At 62.1% G+C, this 13,903-nt stretch carries 13 protein-coding genes and 1 riboswitch; of the genes, 10 read left to right on the top strand and 3 right to left on the bottom strand.

Annotation, left to right across the window (positions count from 1 at the left end):
- Nucleotides 1-2 precede the first annotated feature (2 nt).
- From E8L22_RS17000 to E8L22_RS21410, 4 genes are all read left to right on the top strand, one after another.
- On the top strand, nucleotides 3-677 hold the full coding sequence (locus E8L22_RS17000; RefSeq protein WP_136526333.1) for a hypothetical protein: 675 nt from the start codon (nucleotides 3-5) through the stop codon (nucleotides 675-677).
- Nucleotides 678-820: 143 nt separating this feature from the next.
- The gene (locus tag E8L22_RS17005; RefSeq protein WP_136526334.1) at nucleotides 821-1,036 is read left to right on the top strand and encodes a hypothetical protein; all 216 of its coding nucleotides are present in this window, start codon (nucleotides 821-823) and stop codon (nucleotides 1,034-1,036) included.
- Between the two features lie 446 nt (nucleotides 1,037-1,482).
- Nucleotides 1,483-1,770, top strand: coding sequence for a sll1863 family stress response protein (locus E8L22_RS17010; protein ID WP_136526335.1), 288 nt, complete (start codon nucleotides 1,483-1,485; stop codon nucleotides 1,768-1,770).
- Between the two features lie 333 nt (nucleotides 1,771-2,103).
- Nucleotides 2,104-2,250: a hypothetical protein gene (locus tag E8L22_RS21410; protein ID WP_162604861.1), complete on the top strand. Its 147-nt coding sequence runs from the start codon at nucleotides 2,104-2,106 to the stop codon at nucleotides 2,248-2,250.
- A 142-nt stretch (nucleotides 2,251-2,392) separates the two neighbouring features.
- Here E8L22_RS21410 and E8L22_RS17015 read toward each other — a convergent pair whose 3' ends face one another.
- Nucleotides 2,393-3,262, bottom strand: a complete 870-nt coding sequence (locus E8L22_RS17015) for a response regulator (RefSeq protein ID WP_136526336.1) — start codon at nucleotides 3,260-3,262, stop codon at nucleotides 2,393-2,395.
- A gap of 72 nt (nucleotides 3,263-3,334) precedes the next feature.
- Nucleotides 3,335-3,411: riboswitch (cyclic di-GMP riboswitch) on the bottom strand.
- 309 nt (nucleotides 3,412-3,720) lie between these two features.
- On the opposite strand from E8L22_RS17015, the gene E8L22_RS17020 reads away from it, so the two are divergent.
- The 5 genes from E8L22_RS17020 to E8L22_RS17040 are packed head-to-tail and all read left to right on the top strand — an operon-like array spanning nucleotide 3,721 to nucleotide 8,207.
- The gene (locus E8L22_RS17020) at nucleotides 3,721-4,200 is read left to right on the top strand and encodes a 4Fe-4S dicluster domain-containing protein (RefSeq protein ID WP_136526337.1); all 480 of its coding nucleotides are present in this window, start codon (nucleotides 3,721-3,723) and stop codon (nucleotides 4,198-4,200) included.
- 1 nt (nucleotide 4,201) lies between these two features.
- Complete coding sequence (locus tag E8L22_RS17025; RefSeq protein ID WP_136526338.1) at nucleotides 4,202-6,004, top strand: aldehyde ferredoxin oxidoreductase family protein; 1,803 nt, start codon at nucleotides 4,202-4,204, stop codon at nucleotides 6,002-6,004.
- A gap of 12 nt (nucleotides 6,005-6,016) precedes the next feature.
- Nucleotides 6,017-7,243 carry an NAD(P)/FAD-dependent oxidoreductase gene (locus E8L22_RS17030; protein ID WP_246044737.1) on the top strand — a complete coding sequence of 409 codons (1,227 nt, stop codon included), beginning with the start codon at nucleotides 6,017-6,019 and terminating at the stop codon, nucleotides 7,241-7,243.
- A gap of 12 nt (nucleotides 7,244-7,255) precedes the next feature.
- Entirely contained in the window at nucleotides 7,256-7,540 is a 285-nt protein-coding gene (locus E8L22_RS17035) for a MoaD/ThiS family protein (protein ID WP_136526339.1), read from the top strand.
- A gap of 1 nt (nucleotide 7,541) precedes the next feature.
- Nucleotides 7,542-8,207, top strand: coding sequence for a HesA/MoeB/ThiF family protein (locus tag E8L22_RS17040; protein ID WP_136526340.1), 666 nt, complete (start codon nucleotides 7,542-7,544; stop codon nucleotides 8,205-8,207).
- Between the two features lie 157 nt (nucleotides 8,208-8,364).
- Here E8L22_RS17040 and E8L22_RS17045 read toward each other — a convergent pair whose 3' ends face one another.
- Together E8L22_RS17045 and E8L22_RS17050 are read right to left on the bottom strand one after the other, a co-directional pair.
- Complete coding sequence (locus E8L22_RS17045; protein ID WP_162604862.1) at nucleotides 8,365-9,504, bottom strand: glycosyltransferase family 4 protein; 1,140 nt, start codon at nucleotides 9,502-9,504, stop codon at nucleotides 8,365-8,367.
- A 137-nt stretch (nucleotides 9,505-9,641) separates the two neighbouring features.
- Nucleotides 9,642-12,263: a PAS domain S-box protein gene (locus E8L22_RS17050; protein WP_136526342.1), complete on the bottom strand. Its 2,622-nt coding sequence runs from the start codon at nucleotides 12,261-12,263 to the stop codon at nucleotides 9,642-9,644.
- Between the two features lie 154 nt (nucleotides 12,264-12,417).
- On the opposite strand from E8L22_RS17050, the gene E8L22_RS17055 reads away from it, so the two are divergent.
- Nucleotides 12,418-13,827: a sigma-54-dependent transcriptional regulator gene (locus E8L22_RS17055; RefSeq protein WP_136526343.1), complete on the top strand. Its 1,410-nt coding sequence runs from the start codon at nucleotides 12,418-12,420 to the stop codon at nucleotides 13,825-13,827.
- Nucleotides 13,828-13,903: the final 76 nt, after the last annotated feature.

Raw genomic sequence — 13,903 nt, forward strand, 5'->3', positions numbered from 1 at the left:
TATTGAGACTCGTTGTTAAGGTCAAAGCCACAATAGATGTGCAGGAGGGGATAAAACAGAGAACGGATGAATCGGTGAGGGACGCTGTCAACCCTGAAGGGGGGAGGAGCAAAATGAAAAAGTTTATCTTCATGGTGGTGTTGATGGTTTGCGGTGTGGGTTTGTTTTCGGGATGTGCGACTATGCACACATGGCCGGATTCCGAAAGAAGTGCCGAGAGCAAGATGGGCGTAATCCAGAATAAAATCGGAGACGGCCTGAAGACCGGCGCCCTCTCGCCGGATCAATCCCAGATGTATCTGACGACGCTGAAAGGGATTCGGATTGATTATGAAGGACTGAGGGACAAAGTGGTCCTTAAGGAAGAATGGACCAGACTTCATGCAAGACTTGATGCGCTTGACGCTGAGATAAATACGGCAGCTGCCCGGACGACAACAATGGAAGGCCCAAGAAACGGTGACAGGATTGTCGCGCTTCAAAAGAGAATTGATGACGGAAGGATCAGCGGACGTCTGTCACCGACGGAAGAGAGGGAATTCCAGGCGAGACTGGACTCAATTCGAAGAGACTATCTGCGAATGACGGAAGGAGGCCGATCAACCACCCATGAGGAAAGATCAGACCTGTCCCGTCGGCTGGATTTCCTGGAAACTGATCTGAACAGATACCGATAGAATCCTTCCTGGAAATCGGATGATGATCGTATCAGTTCAGGGGAAGTCGAGGGTAGAGAGACTTCCCCTGAACCGCACGCCAAACGCTGGAGCGCCCGAAAGATATCACACCTCAGAACCGGGCCTTGCAATCGAGCCGCAGGTTGAGCGGCACCTACTATACCTCATCCACGCTCTACGAAATCCGGGCGATCCGTGATGGCGGAAGAACCGGCTCCCTTATCTGGTGCAATGTGCTCTGCTCGGTCCCCGAGCTGCGGTTCGCGGCAGGTATTGAACGCCTCGCCGCCGGCGTCATCCTGACTCTGGAATTCAAGAAATTTGTCCGCTGCTTTCAGGACAGCCTGAAACACCGATGACTTGTGACTGTGCCGGTTCCAAGGGGGATTGACATGAAAGACGGTTTATTCCCGGCATTCTTCAGGGCTTTACTGATGGTCCTGCTTACGGTGCCTGCCGGGGCTTCGGCTGGCGCATCGGCTGCCGTTTCCCGGTCACCTTGGGATACGCGGGACACTCGGCAACCGAGGCCGGCCAGAGCAGCAAGCTGGATACGGCACTGAAATATGTCACCTCGCCGCAGATCAACAAGGACCAGCTGTCTTGGCCGTGGGAAAACCGCTTTTTAATACTGAACCATGGCCGTTCAAGGCCTCCGTGTGTTACAGCATCGCCAAATACGACAGAGGTCGTTTTGTGCATTACCTGTTCCTGGGTGGGTAAAAGCGCAAGGCGTTTAAACTGGCATGTTCGTTGTAGCATAAGGTGAAAACATCCCGGATGTTCGATATGACAGGAGGTACACATGGACAAGCAGAGAGAGTACGTCGAAAAACTCTCGGCGCAGATGGTGGAATGGGACAACCAGATCGACCGGCTAAAGGACAAGGTCGCGGGCGCCACCGCCGACACCAAGTCGGATTACTATCAAGCCATCACGGCCTTGCAGAACAAGCGGGATGAGGCGAGTGAACGGTTGCAGAAGGTAGCGGTCGCAAGCGACGACGAATGGGAGGATCTGAAAGCGGGGGTGGATCAGGTGCTGGGTGAGGTCAAAACCATCCTGCATGATGCCATCATGAAGATAAAATGAGCATGCCCGCCAACCATTGCGATTCGGGTCCATCAGCTCGAACTGGCGATGCGGGAAAAAAGCAGCCGGACGAGGAACGAGTCGGGAATGGCGTCTTGAAGAGCGGGGGAGGCAATGCCGATAGTTGTAATAACTGGCAAGCTTTTTAGCGGTGCGCTTTTGCGGCCTTGGAAATGCCTGAGACACCCTTGAAAGGGTTACCTCGATACATACGGCATCACCGTCACGCCATGCATCTTTCTCGATTCCCTGAAGAACATCGCACAGGGGTGCTGGTGTCGTTGCTGGGTTGAAGGGCATGTAGAAAACAGCGGGCCGTCAGCGGACGAGAACATGTTGTATCGTCAAAGACGTGGTCCCGACCGGCAGCGCCTTAAGCGCAAGACCTTCATGGTCCTCGGCACCGGCGCCACGTTCGCACTTGCGGAAAACGGCACCGTGACCGGAAGCCGGAAAGCGAGAACGGCAGGCGTCCTCTGAAAGTGTAAACCAGTAATCTCATCCATGACGGAGAAGTAAAAACCGGGGGAAGGCCCCTCTTCTGCACCAACCATTTAAAAAGGGTCACCACTTCCGTGGTGACCCTTTTCCCGTTCCGCTCCCGATTCCTCCGCGTCGACGGTCAATACGCCTCGGCCATGGCGAGGGCACGCTCGACTTTGACGGCGAGGGTGGCTTCGCGCAGGGGCTTCGGGATGAAGTCGAAAAAGCCGCGTTTGAGCGCGGTAGCCTCCTCATCCACCGTGGCGGTGGAGGTGATCAGTATCACGGGAATCTTCTCCGTTTCGGGGAAGGTGCGCAGGCTCTCCAGGACGGCGTAACCGTTCAGCTTGGGCATCTCCTTGTCGGTGATGACCAGGTCGAAACGGTTCGACATGATTTCACGGAAGGCTTCCATGCCGTCGCCGGCGCATACGGCGTGATAACCCTTACGCCTGAGCGATGCGGAGATGAAGCTGCTCACCGCCTTGTCGTCATCGACGACGAGCACGGATTTCCTGTCTTGGGCTTCGGCCGGGGTCGATTTCAGGTAGTGCAGCTTGATGGCGGTCATGATCTCCCGCCGCGTGGAGACGTACGGCATTACCGTCACGCTGTGCTCTTTCTCGATGGCCTGCAGCACATCGCGCAGGGTGGGGTCGCTGGTCGCAATGGCAAGCCTGTTCCCCTGCAGCTTCAGCGGGAAGACGAGGTTCGCCATGGCCACCTTGGAAGGAACCATCCTGAGCAGTTCGTCGGAAAACCTGTGGCGGTGAAAGTCGCCAAGGAACTTCAGGTTGTGCTGCCGCGCAAGGGCCTCGGCCAGTTCGTCAGGCGTCACCAGTTCCAGTTCTTCGAGTACCGTCCCGAATCGTTTTCCCTTCTTGCGGGCGTACGCAACGAGCCTTGCCACCGTCAGGGCGGATAGTATCCCCTGCTCCACGAAAATTTCGCCCAGCTTCTTCCTGGAGCTCCCCTTGCTTTGCTGTGCCGCCTGATTCGATGGGTTCATCGGGGCCTCCCTGGTAGCTCCGGCTTCTTTTCTGGACACAAAAAAGCCGGGGCTGAATATCGCATTGGATATTTCGGCAACCCGGCTGTCTCTTGGAGACCCTTTAGGCTTTCCGCCCCACTCTCACGAATGGTTTAGTATTATCGTTTATCGCTGAAACTATTTTCATCCTCCTTACACTCACAGACCTTCCTTTGTCAAGATCAAACAAGCAACTGTGATGGCGCATGATCTTTTTGTCTTTGAGAACAACCGCAGCTGAGCCCTTCACGATGCTGGTAAGTTCGACAGAAGACATGCAACATTGAGGCGGCCGTCAGCGGGGCTTCCGCGTCGACCGTCACAACTAAGATATTGTCAGGACAGTGAATAGTTCTGTTTATCGAGAACTCTCACAGGCTGGAGTTTTTCTGATTCTATGTAATAGTTGTTAAACTTTCACTCAGGGAGGTCGCATCATGCAAAAGCTGATTCGCATCGAGCCGTCCAAGTGCATCGGCTGCAAGAGCTGCGAGATGGCCTGTTCCTTCAGGCACCGCGGCGAATTCGCTCCGAGCAAGTCCCGCATCATCAACGAAGTGTTCATGGAGGAAGCCCAGTTCATCACGGTGACCTGCATGCAGTGCAACGAGCCGTGGTGTATGAAGGCGTGCCCGAAGGGTGCCATAGAGAAGGACATGGCGTCGGGCATCGTCACCGTGGACGAGATGAAGTGCGTAGGGTGCAGAACATGCGTCAGCGCCTGCCCCTTCGGGATGATCCGGTACCTGGACGAGACCGGCAAGGCGGACAAGTGTAACCTCTGCGGCCCGGACTTCCCCGAGTGCGTCGCCTTCTGCCCGACCCATTGCCTGCAGTACTCCGAGGAGGATCTGCCGCTGAGGGAGAAGGTGCTGCGATTTGCGAGAACGATGAAAGACGGCCAGGGGGAGGTGTGATATGGGAAACGGCTGGCATGGCAAAGTGCTGCGTGTGAATCTGACCGACAAGAGCTGTACCGTTGAGCCGCTCAACATGGAGTGGGCGGCCGCCTTCATCGGGGGGCGCGGACTCGCTTCCAAATACCTGACGAGCGAGGTCGATGCGACCGTCGACCCATTTTCCACAGAGAACAAGCTGATCCTCGCCACCGGTCCGCTCACCGGGACCTACGGCGCCGCGAACGGAAGGTACATGGTGGTGACCAAGTCGCCGCTCACCGGGACCATCGCCTGTTCAAACTCGGGGGGGTACTTCCCCTGCGAGCTGAAGTACGCGGGGTACGACCTCGTCATCATCGAGGGGAAGGCGGATAGCCCGGTTTACCTTAAGCTCAAAAACGGCGAGGCTGAGCTCGCCGACGCCGGGCATCTTTGGGGAAAGACCACCGCCGAGACCGAGGACGCCATCCGCGCCGAGTTCCACGGCGACGCCAAGGTCGCCTGCATCGGCCCGGCCGGTGAGTCGCTCGTGCGCTACGCCTGCATCGTGAACGACAAGCACCGTGCCGCCGGGCGCAGCGGTGTCGGCGCGGTCATGGGGAGCAAGAACCTGAAAGCCGTGGCGGTGCGCGGCACCGGCGGCGTTGCGACCGCCGACAACGCCGCCTTCCGCGCCGCCGCCCGCGACACCCTGAAGATGCTGCGTCAGCACCCGGTGACCTCGGAGGGGCTCCCGGCGCTCGGGACGGCGGTCCTCGTCAACATAATCAACCAAAGCGGCGGGCTGCCGACGCGCAACTCCCAGTGCGGCACCTTCGACAAGGCCGAGGAGATCTCGGGCGAGCGCCTGGCCCAGACCTATCTGAAGCGCAACAAGGGGTGCATGGGGTGCGTCATCGCCTGCGGGCGGGTGACGAGGCTTGCCGACCCGCGCTTTTCCGGTGCCGGTGAGGGGCCGGAGTACGAAACGCTCTGGTCGCTCGGTGCCGCCTGCGGCGTGTCGGACCTCGCCGCCATCGTCCATGCGAACTACCTCTGCGACGAGTACGGCATGGACACCATCACCATGGGGTCGACTGTTGCGTGCGCGATGGAGCTCTACGAGCGCGGCCTTCTCGCGGACGCGGACACCGGGATGCCCCTTAAGTTCGGCGACGCGGACGCGATGGTCAGGCTCGTGGAGATGACCGGCAAGGGGGAAGGCTTCGGCGTCAGGGCCGGGCTTGGCTCCTACCGCCTCGCGGAAAGCTGCGGCGCGCCGGAGCTTTCCATGTCGGTGAAGAAGCAGGAGTTCCCAGCCTACGACGGCAGGGCGATCCAGGGGATGGGGCTCGAGTACGCGACCAGTAACCGCGGCGCGTGCCACGTGCGCGGCTATCTCGTCTCCCCGGAGATCCTGGGTGTCCCGGAGAAACTCGATCCCGAAGCGGTGGCGGGTAAGGCGGTTTGGGCGAAGGCGTTCCAGGACGTGACCGCGGTGGTTGACTCCGCCGGCGTCTGCCTTTTCACCACCTTTGGCATCGGCATCCCGCAGGTGACGCGCCTTTTCAACGCGGCGACCGGCAACGGCTATTCCGACGAGCAGATGATGGAGATCGGCGACCGGATCTACACTTTAGAGCGCCTGTTCAACCTGAAGGCGGGGATCGACCCGTCCCAGGACACCCTTCCGAAACGGATCCTCGAGGAGCCGCTGCCGGACGGGCCGATGAAGGGGGCGGTGTCGCACCTGCCGGAGATGCTGGCGGAATACTACGACGTGCGTGGATGGGAGAAGGGGATTCCGATGGCGGAGAAGGTGAAGTCGCTGGGGCTTGCATAAGGGGGCGAAGGGATGACCATGTTGCAGTTCGACATCGTGATCGTCGGCAACAGCGCGGCGGGACTGCAGGCGATAAGGACCATCCGCCGCCACAACCGCACGGTGCGCGTAGCCCTCGTGGACCGGGAACCGTGTCCCGCCTATTCCCGGGTGCTCACGCCGTACTTCATCGGCGGGAAGACGCCCAGGGAGAACCTCTACATCGTGGATCTCCCCTACTACGCCGAGATGGGGGTGACCACCTTCTTCGGCAAAAGCGCCTTGTCCCTCGACCCTGAGCGCCTCGAGCTCGGCCTTTCGGAAGGCACGACGCTCAGGTTCGGCTCGCTCCTGCTTGCCATGGGGAGCGAGGCGCGCCCCTTCAAAAACGGTTCCCGGCGCATCAGTACGCTCAGGCACATGGCGGACGCGGAGAAGCTCGCCTCCCTTTTGCAACCGGCCAAAAGCGTCACCGCGCTCGGCGCGGGGCTCGTCAGCGTGCCGGTGCTCTCCCACCTCCCGCGGGACGTGGAGCGTCACCTGATCGTCGCCTCGGGGCGCATCTTCAGCCGTCTGCTCGACGCGGAGTCGGCGGCGCTTTTGGAGGAGCATTTCGAGGCTTCCGGGGTGATCCTGCACAAGCGGGACGACATCACCGAGGTCCTGGAAGGGGAGCGGCTGCAAATCTCCCTCGCCTCGGGGAGGAGGCTTTCGACCGACGCCCTCGTCGTGGGCAAGGGGGTGGTTCCCAACACGAGGCTTGCCGCCGGGGCGGGGCTCGCCGTTAAGGACGGCATCCTCGTCAACGAGCGGTGCCGCACCTCGCACCCGGCGGTCTATGCCGCGGGGGATGCGGCGCAGGGGAGGGATTTCGTCACCGGGGAGACGACGGTGCAGGGTAACTGGATCACCGCCGTCGAGCAGGGGGAGGTGGCGGCCTGCAACATGCTAGGACTCGAGCACGTCTATGAAGGGAGCATGAAAAACAACATCACCGAGGTGTTCGGCCTCGAGGTGGCGGCGATCGGGTTCTGTTCCGACGAGGCGCCGCGCTGCATCGTGCACGGCTCGCTCGCTTCCGGCCGCTTCCGCAAGGTCTTTCTCGACGAGAGGGGGCGGGTGATCGGCGCCGTGGTGGTGGGGGAGACCAACGATTCCGGGCTCTACTACCAGATGGTGCGCGCGAGACTGCCGTTTCCGGGAAAGCGGGCGCTGCAGGGGGAGAACCGGTACGCGGGCTTCATGCGGCAGATCGCCTGAGGGGGCGCGCTCATGGTGCTTCTTCAGATTTACGGAACGCTGCGCATGATGCTCGGAGGAAGGGAGTCCGTGGAACTTCCCTGGCACGAGGGGGATACGGTGGGGGCGCTCCTGGAGCGCTTCCAGGCCGGTGAGCGGATTCCGGTGACGCACAAGCTCGTCGACGACCGGCGCATGCTGCACACGGGGACCATCATCCTGTTGAACCGGCGCAACGTCCTGCACCTGGACAGGCTGGAGACGCCGGTGCGGGACGGGGACGTCCTGGCGCTCTTTCCACCCGGTGCCGGAGGGTAGCATGGAGGGGCGTTACGCAAGACAGCGGCTTCTCTGGGGGGATGACCGGCAGCGCCTGATCGGGGAGAGCGAGCTTATCGTCGCAGGCGTCGGCGGTCTTGGCGCCACCGTCTGCCAGATCATGGCGCGTGCGGGGGTGGGGCGCCTGCATCTCTTTGATGACGGTGCGGTGGCCCTTGAGGATCTGCACCGCCAGAGCCTCTACGGGGAGTGCGATCTGGGCAGGAAAAAGGTGGTAGTGGCGCGGGAGCGCCTTCAGGCGATCAACTCTACGGTCGAGGTCGTGATTCACGAGGAGAGGATCGGCCGCGGTTTCGCCGTTCCCGGCGGTGTCCGGCTCGTCGCCGACTGTCTCGACAACTACGAAGGCCGTTTCGCGCTCTGGGACGCGCTGCCTGTTGGCTGCCGCCTGGTCCACGGCGGCGTGCAGGGGGACCGAGGGCAGGTGCTGACCCTGGTGAAAGGGGAGTCGCAGCCGCTTTCCGAGATCTACGCGGGGAGCGTGCAGCCGGTGGGGGCGATAGAGGTGAGCCCTTACAGCGTCTTCGTGATTGCGGGGCTCATGTGCAGCGAGCTTTGCCACGTCATCGGGGGCGCGCCGAAGCTTCTGGATCGGTTCCTGGTGGTCGATCTCGTCGACCTTTCCTTGTCTTTTCTCGACGTCTGATTTTGACAGAAGCCATTGTTTTGACAGCCGCCGTCGGCAGCTCGGACTGGTCGGACTGGTCGGACTGGTCGGACTGGTCGGACTGGTCGGACTTGCGGCTTGCGGCTTGCGGCTTGCGGCGGCTGGGCCTGCAGGCTTGCTAGCCCAGCAGGGCGTTCTAGCGGGCGAAGAACGCTGCCAGCAGCTTGTCGACCGCGTGGCGCCAGGTGTAACGCTCACGCACCCATCCGGCGGCCGCTTCCTTCACCTCGCGGCTCACGCCGCGCTCCATCGTCCTTGCCAGAAGCGCCACCAGGTGCTCGAGGCTCGGATCCAGCCCCATTACGCCTCCTGCGGCGTGCAGCGGAGTGCTCGCTATCCTGTCTGCAAAGCTGTCATCGATGAAGTCGTCGGTCGGGCCCCCTGCGGTGCATATCACGGGGAGGCCGCAGGCGGCCGCTTCCAGTACCGGCAGGTTGAACCCCTCGGCCATGTACGGGGAGGCGTAGAGGTCGCACGCATTGTAAAGGGCCGCCATCTCGTGGAAAGAGAGGGTTTCCCCGATATAGACGAGCGATGCCTGCAGCCGCGCGGCTTCCTCCCGGGTAAGGAGATCGCCGCATTCCTTGAGACACTTTTGCGACGGGTAGAGCCCGTCGAGCCCCTTCAGGCAGAGCTTCATGCGCGGATAGCGCTGCTGCACCACGGCGAACGCCTTCAGAAGATACCGGATCCCCTTGTTACCAATCATGGTCCCGATGCTCAGGACGACGAACTCATCGCCCCATCCCATCTGCTTTCGGACCGCGTCCCGGTCCGCCGCAGCAAACGGCCTGAAGATGTCTTCGCGCACCCCGTGGGGAACCACTATCACCCGCTCCTCAGGGGCGCCGCTTCGGAGAAAGCCGGCCCGGGACCAGTTGGACGGGGTGACGATGACCGCGTCCGACGCGGCCAACTGCGCAGGGAGGTCCCCATTACCCGCCAGCATCGTCGGCCGCACCACGCCGTGCTCGGTGGTGCCGAAGACGAAGTGGCGCTGCGCCTTGACCGGCGCTAAGTTGCAGGGGTAGTCGATCCTGTAAAGGACTTCGGGGTGGACGGCCGGATCGGGCGCCTTCAGCGCGCCGAGGGCGGCGGTCGACTCCGCGTCGAAGAGACGGTACGACGGCGTCCACTCCGCCTTGAGATAGGGAAGGTCGCGGTGGTAAAGCTCGACGTCATCACGCCGGATGAGCTCAAGGCACTGCCACATGTTGACGCAGGCGTAAGAGTGGGGTACGAAGCGCCAGCCTTCGGTAACGATGATTTTCTTCAATATCGACCTCGCCGTAGGTGCCCCTCCCGTGCAAGCGTCTGCCTTTCTTTTGACGCTTCGCATCGGGGCATGTCGGTCGCTGTTGCAATTGCTTTGCCAGCGGCGCCTGCCTCCCGAAGGGGGGTGACGTCAGGCGACTAATCCCTCCGGATGGGGAGGCGCATGGTGACCCTGGTGCCTTTACCCGGTCTTGATTCGAATTCCAGGCTGCCGCCATGCTCTTTGACTATGGAGGAGGAGATGTACAGCCCAAGCCCCGTCCCCCCTTGCTCGATCCGCATGGTGAAAAACGGCTCGGTCAACCGTGCGAGCACCTCCTCAGACATGCCGCTCCCCTGATCCTCTACGCTCAGGTTCACCGTCTCTCGCTGGGGGGCGCACCAGGTCCGGATCAGCACGCCGCTGTTCTTGTCGGGTAGCGACTGCAGTGCGTTCATGACCAGGTTTATCACCACCTGGTCGATCTGCTGCTGGCTCCCCTGCACGGCGGGAAGGTCCTGTCCAAGCTCCATGCGGCAGTTGTCCGTGTGGCGCTGGATATGGTGCCACAGGATCGAGCCGGCATTCTCCACGGACCGGTTCACCTCGACGGTTCCCTGCATGTCCAGCTCGGCGGGCTTGCTGAAGTTCTTCATGTCCCGCACGATCTTGTCGATCTGCAGCGACCCCTCCCTGATGCCGTCATGCAGCTTGGGGACCATCTCCAGTACCTCGTCGTAGGGGAAGCCCCCGAGGTTGAAGTTCCCCTCCGCCTCCCTTAGCGCCAGCAGACGGGCCAGGGCGTCCCTCACGATCTGGGTGAGCACGGTGTTGTTGATGGAGATGCAATGGTTAGGGTTGTTGATCTCGTGCGCCACGCTGGAGACCAGCATCCCAAGCGAGCTCATCTTGTTGGTCTGGATCAGCTTGGCCTGGGTGGCGCGTATCTCATCCTCAAGCCGGAGCTTTTCGGAGATGTCCCGGATGGAGCAGAGGACGAGCTCCTCGTCTTTGAGTCTGATCCGTGTTCCCCTAAAGGAGATGACGATCTTTTCGCCTCCTGCCTTGTAGCTCACCGCCCGTTGCAGGACCCCCTGCGAGCCGTCGTGGTGCGCGAGCGCCGCCCTGATCTTCTCCAGATCCCCCGCTTCAATCAGGGTCTTCACGTCGAGGTACGGCAGTTCTTCGTGGCGCAAGCCGTAGAGCGCCAGCGCCGCGGGGTTTGCGTCGATCACCTGCAAGGTCTCGAGCTTCATGAGGATTACGGGATCGTCATTTTGTACGAAGACCTGGTAGAAGCGCTCCTCGCTCTCCTTGAGCTCGCTTTTCGCCTGGGCGAAGTCGGTGATGTCGCGCCCCTCGGCAATCAGGTAGATCACCGCACCCTCCTCGTCGCGGATCGGGGAGAGTGAGAAGTCGATGTGGTGCACGTCTCCCTCCTGGTCCAGGTGGGTGGCCCCGAAGCGGGCCGGAACACCCTGCGAGCCGATCGCTATAGAGGTGCGCAGCCGCTTGCGCAGCCCGGCGTCATGTCTCCACCACGGGGTGTCCCAGTAGGGGAGGCCAAGGACCGTCTCCTTCTCGACTCCGACCAGGCCGAGGGCGGTGCGGTTCGCGTCGACCAGGGTCCCGTCGGGGGTGAGGAGCCCCTGGTAATGGAAGGCGTGGTCGGTGATGGAGCGCAAGAGCCTCTCGCTCTCCATGAGCTGCTGTTCCCTGTGCTGGATCTCGTCCGCCATGCTCTGCAGGTCTTCTGCCAACTGCTCGACCTCGGTGATATCTCCCTTTTGCCTGGGGGGAGGCTTCTCGCCGCCGGCCACCCTGCGGGCGAAGGCGGCCAATTCCTCCAGACAGCGCGAGAGGCGGCGGGCCAGAAAGAGCGAGGCCGGAAGGGCGAGGAGCAGGGCGGCAAGCGCCCCCGCTCCCACGTTGCGCGTGGTGATGGCCACGGAGCGGTAGGCGGTCTGCACCGGCTGGGTCACCAGGACGTACCACCCTATGTGCGTGGACTTCATGATGGTTCCGACCAGGGTGCGCCCATTGAGGGTGAACTCGCCGCTCACCGGCGTGTCCGAGAGGAGTCCGCGGCGCACCAGGGGGATGTCGCCCAGAAAGCGGGGAGGGGATGGGGCGGTCCCCTCCTTTGCGGCGATCACCTGGCCGTTGCGGTCGATCAGCACGATTTCCTGGCCGGTGCTTCCGGCTATGTCGCGCAGGGAACCGATCAGCTTCGCGAGGTCGATCTCGCCGATCACCACGAGGTCCCTGCTTGGGACCCCGACTGCAACCGACACGCCCCTGCCGGGTGCGGGAAAAAAGGTGTTGGACCAGACGGTGCTCGCATAGTGGCGGGTGTCGCGGAAGAGCTGATCCCCGGCGAGGCTCGTCCGCTCCAGGGCGTGGTGGTCCTGTTCTGTGTGGCGATGGTCCTTGCGGATACCTGCCGCCTTGATCGCTCCGTTTGGAAGTACGGCGTAAATCACGTTGAGCGATGTGGATGCCTCGACCTCGGCATCGAGGATCTCCTGGAGGTCCCCGAGGTAGCCCGGTTTGCGCAGGGGAAGGGCGGCTACCGCCTTGACGTCAGTGAGCGCGGCGGAGAGGTAGTTGTCCATGGCAACGCCGAAGGCGCGCGCCAGCTCCCGTTGCCCGGACTCAACGTCTTTCTTTATGTGGGGGAGCAGCAGGAAGATGTTCAAAACGGCGACCAGCAGGAAGGGGATGGCGGCCAGAAGGGTGGACTGCAGCGATAGTATCCTGCGAAAACGGTGCGTGGACACGGTGCTCCTTGCCGTTAAACGCCCCTGCGCGGGGCTTCGGCCATGGGAATGGTCATGAAAAAAACTCTTTTACTTATTAACATTTTGACGATAAGGTGGCAAACGGTCATTTGACTATTTGCATTAGCCGATAGCAACCTGCAACGGAGCACTCATGTCAGCACAGGGAAAAAAGAAGGGGGTGGCGGACCAGATACTTCTGGTGGACGACGAGCCCCACATCCTGTTCGGATCCTCGGTTATGCTGCGTCAGGCTGGCTTTGCGCGGGTGAAGACCCTGGACGACATCCGCCAACTGCTGCCGATGCTTTTGGAGGAAGAGCCCGGGGTGATCGTCCTCGACCTGCAGATGCCGCACATATCCGGCAAGGAGATGCTCGGCGAGCTCAACTGCAGTTACCCGGCCATTCCGGTGATCATCGTCACCGCGGCAAACGAGCTGGAAACCGCCATCGACTGCATGAAGCTCGGCGCCTTCGACTACATAGTGAAGCCGGTGGACGCCACCCGCTTCGTGACGAGCGTCAGGAAGGCGCTGGACAGAAACGCCATGCAGCGCGAGATAGAGTCGCTGCGCGAGTCGCTTTTGGGCGGGGCCCCCGCGAACGACAAGGCCTTTTCCGCCATCAAGACCAGAAGCCCCCGCATGAAGGCGATCTTCAGCTATCTGGAGGCGGTGGCTCCCACGGAGCAGCCGGTCCTGATCACGGGAGAGACCGGGGTCGGCAAGGAACTGATCGCCCGCGCCCTGCATGAGCTGAGCGGACGCCGGGGGGCATTCGTCCCGGTTAACAGCGCAGGTGTGGACGACCACGTCTTCTCGGACACCCTCTTCGGGCACAGGAAGGGGGCCTTCACCGGCGCCGACCAGGCGCGCGACGGCATGATCGTCCGCTCGGCCGGGGGGACGCTCTTTCTGGACGAGATCGGCGAGACGTCCCCGGCCACCCAGGTGAAGCTTTTGCGGCTTTTGCAGGAAGGGGAGTACTACCCGCTGGGGTCCGATCATCCCGCAGCCAACCAGGCCCGCGTGGTGGTGGCGACCAACCGCGATCTTCCCGCCGCCATCGCTGAGGGTAGCTTCCGGCGCGATCTGTACTACCGTCTCTGCGCCCACCAGGTGAACGTGCCGCCGCTGCGCGAGCGCACCGAAGACATCCCGCTTCTTCTGGAGACCTTCGTGGAGGAGGCGGCGCGCACGCTGCACCGGGAGGCCCCGGGCTACCCGTACGAACTGGCGAGCCTCCTGGCAGGGTACTCCTTCCCCGGGAATGTGAGGGAGTTGCGCGCCATGGTGTTCAACGCGGTGACGCTGCAGCAGGGTGGCAGGCTTTCCGTAGCCGCCTTCCGCGACGCCACCGGGGCGGGGCTCCCGGCAGTTGCCCCCGGCCAGGAAGAGGGTGGGCAATGGCTGGACCTCTCCGCAGGCTTCCCCACCCTGGCCGAGATCACCCAGAGCCTGATCCGGGCCGCCTTGAGCCGTTCCGGCGGCAACCAGCGTGCGGCCGCCGAACTGCTCGGGATCACCCGGCAGGCCCTCAATCAGCGCATTAGCAGGAAATAATTCCCCTTTTCCCCACGATTTTCCCCCCCAAAATAGGTTCCGCCCCCCGCTCGACGCCCCACGGCGACAAGAAACC

The organism is Geomonas ferrireducens (assembly GCF_004917065.1).
Taxonomy (GTDB): domain Bacteria; phylum Desulfobacterota; class Desulfuromonadia; order Geobacterales; family Geobacteraceae; genus Geomonas; species Geomonas ferrireducens.